The following is a 12,874-nucleotide window of genomic DNA, read 5'->3' on the forward strand; positions in this document are numbered from 1 at the left end:
CAAGATGAAGAACAAAAAATGGATGATCGGTTCACTGGCATTATCACTGGGTCTTGTCTCTGCAGGGGGCGGAGCGCTTGCGGCTTCACCGGTGGCAAGCATTGAGGGCGTAAGAACGGTTGCGGCGTCTGCGCCGGGCAAGGAAGGGCCGGCGACCATTAACAATCTCACGGAACGGAGCGTTGTTCCGCTGGTGGTTCATGCCAAGAAGCTATACACGTATGCCAGCCGGGGAGGCAATGTATTCAGCCCGGAGCGGTTCACTTATAAAGCACAGGAGTACCGCTATCTGTCGAGCGATCTGGGCACGAAGCAGCAGCTAATGAGCTACATCAAGAAGGGGTTCACGCATAATGCGGCTGCTTTCTATGCACAGACACAGTTCCTGGAGCATGAGGGCAGAATGGCACAGGTCAATTCCGATCTGGGCAACTCGTTGGACTTTACCAGAGCGACTGCACGGATGGTCTCCAAGACTGCACAGGCGGCAGTGTTCGAATTGACTGTACCTGCTGAAGGGGCGAACGGGTCTTCCGAAGTAGTAACAGTGAAGCTGAAGAAGGTTAACGGTTACTGGAGAATTGATATGTCGCCGGATACCCTTTTCTAAGCAGCAGAGGCTTCAGGCTCCATCCAGCGCTTCATAAAATAACGGCTGTACCGACCTTGTCACAAGGTGGGCACAGCCGTTTCTGCTTGCTGTACATACTTCAGATGATTCGGCGAACCGGACGTTACCGCCCCTTCACACCGTCCTCGACCAGCTGTCTGCGCGGAGATTCGGGCTGATCGGATTTGCTCATCCCGCCGCGGTTGATGGCGATGACACGTTTCTGGGCGTAATAGGTATCGCGGGAGAGCAGATTTCTCTCTACCGCTGTACCATCCACATGGCGGGTAATGTAAGTTTCAACTACATAGCCGGTTTTGCCGGCAAGCAGTACCCGGGTTCCGCCCTTGGGGAGCGAGGCATCGCTCACATATTTATCTGTGGGGGGCAGCACCTCGACGGTTCTGGATTCAATGGAATAGGTGACGTTCTTCGGGAACGTGCCGAACAGCTTGATGGTCAGCGTGCGCCCCTGGACTTCGGACTTGATGATCAGATATTTGCCGGTGTTGTTGCGGAAGCGGAAATTAATATACCCCTCGGCAAAAGTGGCGTCCTGCCCCTTGGGCAGATAGCTGACCGGAAGCGAGTGGTTGCGCCGCTCTACGATCTCAAGCCCGGAGCGCAGCGCGGCATTATACAGGGTGCTGGAGACCTGGCAGATCCCCCCGCCCGTGCCGGGCTGGAGCTTGCCGTTCACGATGACCGGGGCTTCGCGGAAGCCGTATTCGGTCTGGGCCTTCTGGATTGCTTTTCCGTAATCAAAAACCGCATTCGGCGGCAGCACCGTGCCGTTTACAGCTTTGGCGGCGGCCTCTACATTGAAGCTGCGCCCGGGGCCGCTGGCACCTAGGGAGGTGCTGAACTGGACAATTTTGCGATCGATGCCCTGATCCTTGAGCGCTTGCAGCGTGATCTTCGGCTGCTTGACGGCAAGGGGAACCTCCAGCTGAATCTGCTGATCTTGAAGCTTGCCGTCAGCGGCCAACCGGGTGGGCACCGCCGCCTGCATCGCAAGCTCCAGCGCCTGCCAGTCCACCTCGTAGGAGGAGGTGCCTGGCGTATATACGACCCGGTCATCTCCGGTAATCCGCCGGACCGCATCGACCGGAACGCCGAAGGAGGCTTTTTCCCATTCGGGATTCAACAGACTTCTGAGCTGCGCAGTCTGCAGCTGAATCTCCATATTCCAGCTGCCGGACCAGCTGCGTCGGGCTTGTACCCGCTCCATCAGCGTGCCGTCGGTCAGCGTCTTCAGCGCCTGGAGGAAGTCCCCGGCTTCATAGGTCACACCTGCCTGCTTAAGGGTGACCTGTAGTCCGGCATTATTTTTTGCCTTCAGCATGAGGGGAGTGGCTTCCAGCGCCTGAAGTCTTGAATCCATTCCGGCCGTTACGTCAGCGATGTTCATTCCGCCAACCTCCCAGCCAGCGATAACGGTGTTTGCGGGCAGGGTAGGCTGGGTGCCGTATAGATGAAGTCCTCCGGCAGCCAGCGAACCGGCCAGCATCAGACCGAAACCCGCGATGAGAGCGGCGTGTATTTTTTTCATAAGTAATCTCTCCTTCTATGGGGGCGAAACCTGATGTTTTTATGTATATGTAAGGATTCGGTAAAACTTTCGGGTACTCAAGGGGTTATGGATTTGTTACAATAGATACGCCTGCGATAATCATGCAGTTTATGGAAGCTCCCCCGGCCCGGTGGCCCGGCGGAAGATGTCAGAATCGGGAAGTGAGAAAATGATTGAGATGCAGGATGTATGGAAGACCTATGCTAACGGGACCCATGCATTGCAGGGAATATCGGTCAAAATCGACCGCAATGAGTTCGTCTACATTGTCGGACCGTCCGGCGCAGGGAAATCAACGTTCATGAAATTAATTTATAGAGAAGAAACGCCGACCAAAGGACAGATCTCCGTAGGCGGGTTCAATATCGGCAAGCTGAAGCCCCGTAAGATCCCTTATGTGCGCCGCAATATCGGTGTGGTCTTTCAGGATTTCCGGCTGCTGCCGAAGATGACGGCGTATGAGAATGTGGCTTTTGCGATGGATGTTATTGAGGCGCCGAAGAAGATTATCAAGAAGCGTGTGAATGAAGTGCTCGATCTGGTGGGACTGCGCAGCAAGGCGGGGCGTGAGCCCTCACAGCTCTCAGGGGGGGAGCAGCAGCGGATCGCAATTGCCAGAGCCATCGTCAACAATCCTTCCGTTATTATTGCGGACGAGCCTACCGGCAATCTGGACCCGGAGACCTCGTGGGGCATTATGCAGCTGCTGGATGAGATTAATTTTCGCGGTACCACGATCGTTATGGCGACCCACAACCGGGATATTGTGAACAAAATGCGCAAACGGGTGCTAGCGATTGAGAATGGAACGATCGTCAGAGACCAATTGAGAGGGGAATACGGTTATGAGTTTTAAAACCTTCTTGCGGCATTTGCGGGAAGGCTTCAAAAACGTATTCCGCAACGGCTGGATGTCGGTGGCGTCCATCACTTCCATCGTTGTCTCTCTCTTCGTACTCGGAGTGTTCATCCTGCTGGTGCTCAACGTCAATCAAATTGCGGACAAAGCAGACAGCCAGGTGCAGATCAATGTGCATCTGACGCTGAATACGGACCAGAAGATGCGGGAGAAGCTGGAAAACGAAATCGGCAATATGCCGGAAGTCAGCAAGGTGGAGTTCGTCTCCAAAGAACAGGGCTTGAAGGAATTCCGTGAAGATATGGGGCCGGATGCCGCCGAGCTCCTGGAAGGCTTCGATGAAGATAATAATCCGCTGCCGGACAAGCTGCTCGTTGAAGTCATTGAGCCGACCACGGTTCCGTTTGTAGCGGAGAAGATAGAAGCACTGAACAAGACGCATGAAGAGCAGCCGATCTACAAGGTGAACTACGGTAAAGGCTCAGTGGAGACTTTATTCAAGGTGACCAAGGCGGTGCGGAATATCGGGTTTATTTTTGTAGCAGGACTGGCGCTGATGTCGATGTTCCTGATCTCGAATACCATCCGGGTAACGATTCTGGCCCGCCGCAAGGAAATCGGCATTATGAAGCTTGTGGGAGCAACGAATTATTTCATCCGCTGGCCCTTCTTTATCGAAGGTGCTCTGATCGGGTTGATCGGTTCAGTAGTAACCTCGGGCGCGCTCTACGCCGGTTACAGCAGTCTGGTGTCTTCTGTGAAGGGAGATCCGATGCTGGGGCTGCAGCTGATTCCGTTTGAGAATATCTGGTTGCTGCTGTGCGGGCTGCTGGTGGGTCTCGGGGTACTGATTGGCGTATGGGGCAGCACGGTGTCGATCCGCAAGTTCTTGAAGGTATAGCCTGTATGATTCACATCTTTGAACAAAGGACGGAGAGTGCAAGTTGAAAAGAATTGCTGCCGGAATGGCCGTAATATTGCTGGCTGTCACAATGTTCGGGCCCTCTGACGGGTATGCGAAGAAAACAAGCGTTGCCGAAATTGATAAGCAGCTGAAGCAGCTGCAGCAGGAGGTCCAGGCGGCCAAGGCGGCGCAGGAGAAGGCGGACTCCCGTAATCAGGAGGCTAAGCACTATAAGAATAAGACCACGCTGAATCTGGACTATGTCCTGGGGCAGATTGCACATGTGAAGGGTGAGATGACCACGATATCCGGCAAAATTGCCAGCACGGAGAAGTCGCTTACCGTGACGGCAACGGAGCTGGACGATGCGGAGGCGCGTGTGGCCTCCCGCGAAAAGCTGCTGGAATCCCGTGTCCGTCTGATGTACACGGATGGCGCAGTCTCCTATCTGGATGTGCTGCTGTCCTCGACCAGCTTCTCCGACTTCCTGGACCGGGCCGATTCCCTGAAGATGATCGTGGATCAGGATCAGGATCTGCTGGTGCAGCATAAGCTGGACAAGCAGACGGTGATTGCCAAGAAGCAGGAGCTGGAAGGGCAATATGCAACGGCGAAGCAGCTGTACACCGATCTGGAGGCCCAGCGCAGTGTGCTGAAGGAGAAGGAAGCGGAGAAGCAGGAGCTCATCGCTTATTATGATGAGGAGATTCAGAATTCGGAGGTCATCTCTGCTGAACAGGATGCCAAGCTGGTAGAACTGGCCAGCAGCCGCTCCGCGCTGGAAGCGCAGAAGGACAAGATTAAGGCGGAGGAAGCGGCGCGCAGAGCAGCGGCAGCGAAGGCTGAGGCACAGCGCCGGGCAGCATTAGCCGCAGCCAAGGCGGCGGAGAAGGCGAAGGCCGCGAAGGCCGCAAGGTCTGCGGGCGGTGACAGCTCCTCCGTTGCAAGCGAAGAAGAATATTCCGGCGGCGATGGTCCTTACCTGCGGCCGGTTGGATACGCGCGGATCTCCTCTCCTTTTGGTTACCGGACCCATCCTGTGACGCATGAAGTCGGCAAGCTGCATACCGGTGTGGACTTTGCCGTACCGCAGGGTACGAGTATCCATGCGGCGGATTCCGGTACAGTGCTGGTAGCGCAGTGGTATAGCGGTTACGGATACTGTGTAATTATTGATCATGGCGGCGGGGTATGGACGCTGTACGGACATATCCGCGAGGGCGGTATCAAGGTGAGCCAGGGACAACGGGTGGAGCGCGGGCAGAAGATTGCCGAATCCGGCTCAACCGGGCGTTCAACCGGCCCGCATCTGCATTTTGAAGTGCGGATCAACGGGAAACCGGTGAATCCTATGCCTTATCTGTAAGCAGACTGAGCGGATAAATTTCAAGTTTGGCTGAGTCACGGCCAATCCCAAAACATAAAAATCATCAGTTCAATTTATAAAATAAATATATTTTCGTGCTGCGGCATATACTGGAAGAGATGCCGTTTCTCATGGAACGGGCCCATGCTGGTGTTAAGATGGACAAGAAGGGACGGTGGGAACATCATGTTAAAGAAAAGCACTGCGGCCTTTATGATCGTCGCGGCACTGCTGTGCGGCAGTCTGCTGACCCTGGGCGTGACCGGTTATGTGCAGGTATTCGGACAAGCGGCAGGAGAAGGGCTGGCAACGGTTCTGCAGACTGCCGGACTACAGGAGAAGGAATCGAAGAAGCTGGGTACCGCTCTTAGCCTGATCGAGAGCAATTATTATGAGAAGGTCGACCGGGAGAAGCTGATTGATGGTGCGGTCAACGGAATGATGGAAGCACTGGGCGACCCGTATTCCAACTACATGGGCAAGGAGACGGCACAGCGGTTCGAGGAGAGTATTGAAGGCTCCTTCTCGGGGATTGGCGCTGAAGTCTCCTCCGACAACGGTAAGGTCGTTGTGGTCTCGCCTATCAAGGGCTCACCGGCAGAGAAGGCCGGCATTCAGGCCAAAGATGTGATCCTCTCCGTGAACGGTGAATCGCTGGAAGGGCTGGAGCTGAATGCCGCTGTAGCCAAAATCCGCGGTCCCAAGGGAAGCAAGGCGACCCTGAAGGTCCAGCGGACCGGAACAGCAGAACCGCTGCAATTCGTCATCACCCGTGATGATGTCAGACTGGAGACGGTCTATGCGAAGATGGAGAAGGAGCATGTCGGTGTGATCGAGGTTACGCAGTTCTCACAGAACACCTCGGAGCGGTTCAAGGAAGAACTGACGAAGCTGGAGAAGCAAGGCATGAAGGGACTCGTTATTGATGTCCGCAATGACCCGGGCGGTGTGCTGCCGGTCGTCATTGAGATGGTCGAGCAGTTCGTACCGTCCGGCAAAGCCATTGTGCAGGTGGAAGATAAGAACAAGCGGCGCGAGATCAGTACCTCGAAGGGATCAAGCAAGAAGTATCCGGTAGTCGTACTGATGAACAAAGGCAGCGCGAGCGCTTCGGAGATCATGGCCGGAGCCCTGCAGCAATCTGCCGGAGCCAAGCTGATCGGGGAGAATTCGTTCGGCAAAGGAACCGTGCAGACCAGCTTCGAGGAGCAGCTCGGTGACGGAAGCCTGCTGAAGATTACGATTGCCAAGTGGCTGACGCCAGACGGCACCTGGATTCACGGCAAGGGCATTAAGCCGGATATCGCCGTAGCTCAGCCGGATTACTTCTCGGTGGCGCCGATTAACAAGAGCGTTACGCTGCAATATAATATGAACAATGCAGATGTCAAAAGTGCACAGACTATGCTGGATGGGCTAGGCTACAAGCCGGGCCGCAAGGACGGTTACTTCGATGCCGGGACCAAAGAAGCGGTCAAGAAATTCCAGAGCGCAGCCAAGCTGAAATCGACAGGCTCGATTGATGCCAAGACCGCGGAAGCACTGGAGCTGGCGCTGATCAAGGTCATCCAGGATCCGGTGAATGACAATCAGCGGAATAAGGGGATCGAAGAAATTCAGAAGGAAATCAAGGCTGCAGCGTCGAACAAGTAAGAAGGCTGATTTCAGCCTTCTTTTTTTCTTTAAATGGGATATTGTCATTTAATTCTGTTTTTAATTGTGGCCCGAATGTATGTGAAAAACAGCATACATTGTGCCGGCGTGCAGGCGTATGGGCCAAATGTATGTGAAAAACAGCATACATTGTGCTGACGTGCAGGCGCATGGGCCAGATGTATGCGAAAAACAGCATACATTATGCTGGCGTGCAGGCGTATGGGCCAAATGTATGTGAAAAACAGCATACATTGTGCTGACGTGCAGGCGCATGGCCCGAATGTATGCGAAAAACAGCATACATTGTGCCGGCGTGCAGATAATCCCTATTTGTTCTAGGCTATGAAAAGGAGTGTGCGAACCGTTGAATGTACTCCCGGAGCTGCTGACCAGCTGGGGCACAGCAGTGCTTCATCTGCTGATTCAGCCCTATTACTATATCGCTATTCTATTTATTGCCCTATATTACCGCAGACAGGTAGCCCTGGAGCGGAAGCTTATTCATGTGAAGCTGCATAGCTGGGGACCGGAAACCTGGCGGACCGTGTGGACTGGCGGACTTATGGGACTGGTGGTCTCCCTTACCGCGGTTGCGCTGGGAGTCTCAGTGACCTATACGGCTGTAGCCTGTATCTGGGTGGTCAGTCTTGTCTTAATGCTGTTTCGGGTGCGTTATTTATGCTTTGCGTATGCCATAGGCGCGCTGGGGATCGTGCAGTTTGTACTGTCGTTCTTTCCGGGGACGCTGCAGAGCGGAGCCGCCGGAACGGTTGCGGGCGCCGTGCGGGATATGGACATCCCGGCGCTGCTGGCGCTGGCCGCGCTGCTCCACGTGGCCGAGGCGCTGCTGGCGCGCTGGCAGGGTCCCCGGCTGGCGACGCCGCTGTTCCTTGCCGGCAAGCGCGGCAAGGTGGTGGGCGGCTACCAGCTGCAGGCCTTCTGGCCGCTGCCGCTGTTCGTGCTGATTCCCGCAGGCACGGGAATCGGTGAACTGCCGTGGCATCCGCTACTGGGCGGGGGCCTCGGCCTGGTCTCGCTGCCGGTCATCATCGGCTTCAGCGAGATGACCCAGGGCATGCTGCCCGGACGCAAGGCGGCCCGGACGTTCGGACGGCTGCTGGTCTACAGCGCCGTCCTGCTCGGCCTCAGCCTGCTTGCGGACCTATGGAGCCCGCTGACGGTCGTCGCGGCGCTCGCGGCTATTCTGCTGCACGAAGGGTTAAGCTGGTACAGCGCTCTGGAGGAGCGCAGCCTTAGCCCCGTCTTCGTGCATCCCCCGGCCGGCCGCAAGGTGCTGGCCGTGCTGCAGGGCAGCCCCGCGCAGGAGCTGGGCATCCTGCCCGGCGAGATCTTGCTGAAGGTCAACGGGGTCCTGTTGACCAGCGCGGCGCAGCTGCATGAGGCGCTGCGCATGAACCCCGCGTTCTGCAAGCTGGAGGTGCAGAACCGCGAAGGCGAGAGCAAGTATCTGCAGCGTGCGATCTATGCCGGGGACCATCATCAGCTCGGCATCATTCTGGTGCCGGACCCGGACGGGGGCATCACCGCAGAGACCAAGCCGTCCAGCATCTTCAGCATCATCGGGATGCGGACAGGCATCCGGCAGCGGGGAGTGCAGGGTGACCGGCTGGGCCGGGCGAAGAAGACGCCGCCGGCAGAGGCTAAGCAGACCTCTCCGGCAGAGGCCAAGCAGGAATCTGCCGGTGTCTGACGGAAGATTATCAACATAATTGGTTCCCTCCGGCGGCTGCTGGTGCGGAAGGTTAAAGAGGCCCGTTCTTTCTGAACTATGTTCAGGGGGAACGGGCCTTGTATATTTGTTAAGGAAATGATGTGAGGCACCTGGAATGTAATCGAAAAACCGATCACATTCGGCGCTGCATGGGCACATGGACCAAATGTAATCGAAAAACCGACCACATTTAGCGCTGCGTGGGCATGTGGACCAAATGTAATCGAAAAACCGACCACATTCGGCGCTGCGTGGGCATGTGGACCAAATGTAATCGAAAAACCGACCACATTCGGCGCTGATTGGGTGCGTGGACCAAATGTAATCGAAAAACCGACCACACTCGGACGGAGTGGATCGCACTAAGCACCAGAATTCCTGCAAATGATGCAACAATGTACCCGTAGCTCGTAACATTTTTAGAAGAATCCTGCAAAATGTGCAACAATGCGGCTCCAGACAAGCGGCCCATGAGAGGAAACGTTCAGAATTGGCGACAGACAGGCGGAGCGCCACCATGAAAGGAAGAGGCACTTCAGAACGTATGCGAAAACCGGCTACAAGGTGTGACCAAAAAGGTATATGGGCTGGATGTATATCACCAGACAGTGATAATTGTTCACCTTATATATCGCCAGTCCATGGCTCAAGGGTTCCCCTGCGTGCTCTTCAGATACAGAATCGCAATCTGTGTCCGGTCACGTACGCCGAGCTTGCTGAGGATGTCGGTGATATAGTTTTTGACGGTGCCTTCGCTCAGGAACAGCTTGGCGGCGATTTCCTTGTTGGTGAGCCCCTCTGCAATGGAGGTGACGACGGCCTGCTCGGACTTGGTCAGGCCATAGGAAGCAAGCGGCTGAGCCTCTGGAATTTCCTGACGCGCGGATGGCTGGAGGAAGCCCGTCAGCTTGCGGGCAATCTCGGGATGAATGAGCATATTGCCCTCATATACGGTTTTGATGCCTTGAATGATCCGGTCCGGCGGGATGTTCTTGAGCAGATATCCACTCGCCCCGGCGCGCAGAGCCTCAATAATATACTCGTCATCATCGAAGGTGGTCAGCATCAGGACGGCTACGGCCGGATAGGCTTTTTTGATCAGCCGTGTGCCTTCCACCCCGTCACATCCCGGCATCCGGATATCCATGAGTACAACATCCGCTCCGCCGGGCAGATCCCCCAGCAAGGAGAGAGCCTCCCGGCCATCCCCTGCGGTTCCGGCCACTTCGATACCGGCATCCAGCCCGATCAATACCTTCAGGCTCTCGCGGATAAAAGAATCATCGTCAACAATCAATACGCTAATCATGAATCAGCACCTCTTATCTGTGAATATTCTCCCGCTGCCCGTCCCCGGCGAACTTGATGAGTGTATGCGAACTCTCAGGTAAGCTCCATTTCTTATAAGACTAATTGGAAAGTTGGGGTGATGCGGCATAACGGGAATCTGCGCTATGCGTTACAGTTGGAGAGCGGATCAGTCTGCTGGTATTGTGGCGTGGGGGAATAGGTAGATGGCTAATCAGTTTGGCGATGCTCTGGTACACGGCTAATTGGAGAACTGACCAGTCTGCCAATACTGCGACACGGAAAATAGTTGGATTTACAACACTTGCTGATTAGCAAATGCCCTCTTTGGGGACAACAGTTGGAAAAACGACACTTAATTACTCCCGAATCGTCCGTCAGCATCACAACCAGCAACAGCAGATGCTGTTTTTCCAACTAATTTCCTGGAATCATCAGTAACTGTGAATTTAAGATGCGTTTTTCCACTTGTTTCTGGCAGAGGGGAGCAGCTCCCCGAGAACCGCGAATTGTCCGTATGCAGCACAGGCGCCTCCACCCCCGCCCCCATTCCCCCATTCAGCGCAGCACCCCCTCCGGCTGCAGGTACACGGGCAGCCGGGTGATGACCGTGAACTGCGGCTGCAGCCGCAGCTCCATCGTCCCGCCCACCATGGAGCAGCGCTCGCTCATGCCCTTCATGCCCATCCCGCTGCTGCCCGGCAGACGGCTCAGCGGGTCAGCCTCGGGCAGCCTCCCATTATTGCCAGTCTCCATCCGCACCTCATGCTCCGTATAGGTGACCTCCACCCATACGGAGCTGGCCTGCCCGTGCCGCAGCGCATTGGTGATGGCCTCCCGGGCATTGGTGTACAGCACAACCTGAAGGCTCGGATAGAGCGGATAAGGAATCCCTTGCACCGTATAGGAGGTGGCAATGCCTGTATCGCGGCCCACTTCTTCCAGCAGCCGGTCCAGCGCATAGGCTCCTTCAAGCTGCGGAGTAGGGTTAATCCGCTTCAGCGCCGCACGCATATCGTCCATACTGCCTGAGAGCTGATCCCGGATCTGGTTCATCATCTGCAATCCCGTTTCCGGTGCGGCAGGGAGGGTGTGAATGGCCGCTTCGGTCATCATCTTGACCCGGATCAGCCGGTGGCCGATGTCATCATGCAGCTGGCGGGCGATCCGCACACGTTCTTCTGCCTGCACAGCCACCTCTATGTGCGAGGTGAACTGGAGCAGCCTTGCGCGGGCCTCTTCCAGCTCAAAATGCTTTTTGCGCAGCTCATCATAAAGAAATAAGGTATCGGCACGCCCGCGTCCTGCCCGGAGCAGCAGCAGATTCAAGCCGGCGCACAGCAGAAAGGTGAGGTTCGTGAACACAAGCACTGCCGGAGCCGCATGAAGAAGGGCGGCATTCAGCAGGGCCAGATGAATACAGAAGAAGGCAAGGGCCGTATTCTTGGACTGCCGCCGGGTATAGGAGATCACCGCAGACAAGGCCGGAAAAACCATCAGAGGCCCGTATTCGTAACAAAGCCAGGCGGTGAAGATCAGCTCCATGCCTCCGGTCAGTGTGGAGAGAGAGCTGGATTGCCTTGCACCCAGGGTGACCAGCAGCATCAGCAGCATGAAATGCAGAGTGAACCAGTCATAGTCGGCGAATGCATAGACTTGAATCGAGAGGATCGCCGGGATCATAAGCAGGCCATAGCGCAGCAGAATCAGTTCTCTGGTCAAGTAAGCTCATCCTTTTAGATAAAATATCCCTAATCGGTCAACATTCTTCTCAGGTATAACCATCTTAGCATAAGAGTGCTGCCCTTCAGGAGATGACTTTCGTCACCTCTGGATCATGACCTTTAGTACCTTCGGCTGTGTCCGCCCTACTGTACAATAAGAATACGAGAATGATGGAACAGGGGGCATCGGCAATGGCACTAGCAGTACTGAGCGATGTTGTGAAGAGATATGACGGGAAGCTGATTGTGGATCACGTGAATTTCAATATACAGGAGGGCGAAATCTTCGGCCTGCTGGGCCCGAACGGTGCCGGGAAAAGCACGACCATCAGCATGATCTGCGGGCTGCTTCAAGCCGACAGCGGGGATATTATCATTGACGGGCTGTCCGTACGGGAGCAGCCGCTTGAGGTGAAGAAGCGCATCGGGCTTGTGCCCCAAGAGCTGGCGTTATACGAGAATATGACGGCAACCGATAATGTAAGCTTTTTCGGCAGGCTCTATGGGCTGCGCGGACAGCTGCTGAAGGAGCGGACCCAAGAGGCGCTGGAGTTCACCGGCCTAAGCGACCGGGCGAGGGATAAACCATCCACCTTCTCGGGAGGGATGAAAAGACGGCTGAATATCGCCTGTGCCATCATGCACCGGCCGCGCCTGATTATTATGGATGAACCCACAGTAGGCATTGATCCGCAGTCACGCAATCATATTCTGGAATCCGTGAAGGCTTTGAATAAGATGGGGTCGTCGGTGATCTACACCAGCCATTATATGGAGGAGGTTGCTGCGATCTGTGACCGGGTGGCCATTATGGACCAGGGGCATATTATTGCCTGCGGTACGGAGAACGAGCTGCGCGAACGGGTGGCCCACGAGGAGAAAATCGTTGTGAAGGCAGCGGGCATCACCCCTGCCTTAGTGAACGAGCTGGGGCAGCATCCCCGGATCAACCGGGTAGAAGCGGTGCAGGATGCGGTAGAGCTGTATCTTCCCTCCTCGCAAAGTGCGCTCCAGGATATTCTGTTTATTTTCTCCAAGCACGAAGGGGTCATTGCCTCCCTGAATATTGAAGAGCCGGATCTGGAGACCTTGTTCCTTAGTCTGACCGGCCGGACCTTGCGGGACTAGAGAGGGGGAGAAGC

The 12,874-nt window shown here is 55.6% G+C and carries 10 protein-coding genes; 7 read left to right on the forward strand and 3 right to left on the reverse strand.

Going from position 1 to position 12,874, the window contains the following annotated elements; translation table 11 throughout:
* Nucleotides 1–4: 4 nt before the first annotated feature.
* Nucleotides 5–610 carry a DL-endopeptidase inhibitor IseA family protein gene (locus tag NSS64_RS31675; protein ID WP_341142688.1) on the forward strand — a complete coding sequence of 202 codons (606 nt, stop codon included), beginning with the start codon at nt 5–7 and terminating at the stop codon, nt 608–610.
* A gap of 124 nt (nt 611–734) precedes the next feature.
* Here NSS64_RS31675 and NSS64_RS31680 read toward each other — a convergent pair whose 3' ends face one another.
* The gene (locus NSS64_RS31680; protein WP_340994682.1) at nt 735–2,162 is read right to left on the reverse strand and encodes a VanW family protein; all 1,428 of its coding nucleotides are present in this window, start codon (nt 2,160–2,162) and stop codon (nt 735–737) included.
* Nucleotides 2,163–2,352: 190 nt separating this feature from the next.
* Between NSS64_RS31680 and ftsE the strand changes: the two genes are divergently transcribed.
* The 5 genes from ftsE (at nt 2,353) to NSS64_RS31705 (ending at nt 8,679) form a co-directional block, all read left to right on the forward strand.
* The gene (gene ftsE / locus NSS64_RS31685) at nt 2,353–3,039 is read left to right on the forward strand and encodes a cell division ATP-binding protein FtsE (RefSeq protein WP_036721184.1); all 687 of its coding nucleotides are present in this window, start codon (nt 2,353–2,355) and stop codon (nt 3,037–3,039) included.
* Nucleotides 3,029–3,943, forward strand: coding sequence for a permease-like cell division protein FtsX (gene ftsX, locus NSS64_RS31690; RefSeq protein ID WP_036694712.1), 915 nt, complete (start codon nt 3,029–3,031; stop codon nt 3,941–3,943). The genes ftsE and ftsX overlap by 11 nt, the downstream gene beginning before the upstream one ends.
* A gap of 43 nt (nt 3,944–3,986) precedes the next feature.
* Nucleotides 3,987–5,312 (forward strand): murein hydrolase activator EnvC family protein, encoded by a 1,326-nt coding sequence (locus NSS64_RS31695; RefSeq protein ID WP_341142689.1) that lies wholly within the window; start codon nt 3,987–3,989, stop codon nt 5,310–5,312.
* Nucleotides 5,313–5,498: 186 nt separating this feature from the next.
* A complete protein-coding gene (locus NSS64_RS31700; RefSeq protein WP_036721180.1) occupies nt 5,499–6,965 on the forward strand; it encodes a S41 family peptidase in 1,467 nt (488 codons plus the stop codon).
* Nucleotides 6,966–7,332: 367 nt separating this feature from the next.
* Nucleotides 7,333–8,679 carry a PDZ domain-containing protein gene (locus NSS64_RS31705; protein ID WP_341142690.1) on the forward strand — a complete coding sequence of 449 codons (1,347 nt, stop codon included), beginning with the start codon at nt 7,333–7,335 and terminating at the stop codon, nt 8,677–8,679.
* 667 nt (nt 8,680–9,346) lie between these two features.
* On the opposite strand, the gene NSS64_RS31710 is transcribed toward NSS64_RS31705, so the two are convergent.
* Together NSS64_RS31710 and NSS64_RS31715 are read right to left on the reverse strand one after the other, a co-directional pair.
* Nucleotides 9,347–10,009, reverse strand: a complete 663-nt coding sequence (locus NSS64_RS31710; protein ID WP_341142691.1) for a response regulator transcription factor — start codon at nt 10,007–10,009, stop codon at nt 9,347–9,349.
* A 557-nt stretch (nt 10,010–10,566) separates the two neighbouring features.
* Entirely contained in the window at nt 10,567–11,730 is a 1,164-nt protein-coding gene (locus NSS64_RS31715; RefSeq protein WP_341142692.1) for a sensor histidine kinase, read from the reverse strand.
* Between the two features lie 194 nt (nt 11,731–11,924).
* On the opposite strand from NSS64_RS31715, the gene NSS64_RS31720 reads away from it, so the two are divergent.
* The gene (locus NSS64_RS31720) at nt 11,925–12,860 is read left to right on the forward strand and encodes an ABC transporter ATP-binding protein (RefSeq protein ID WP_340946641.1); all 936 of its coding nucleotides are present in this window, start codon (nt 11,925–11,927) and stop codon (nt 12,858–12,860) included.
* Nucleotides 12,861–12,874 lie beyond the last annotated feature (14 nt).

The organism is Paenibacillus sp. FSL H8-0122, from assembly GCF_038005345.1.
Taxonomy (GTDB): domain Bacteria; phylum Bacillota; class Bacilli; order Paenibacillales; family Paenibacillaceae; genus Paenibacillus_AQ.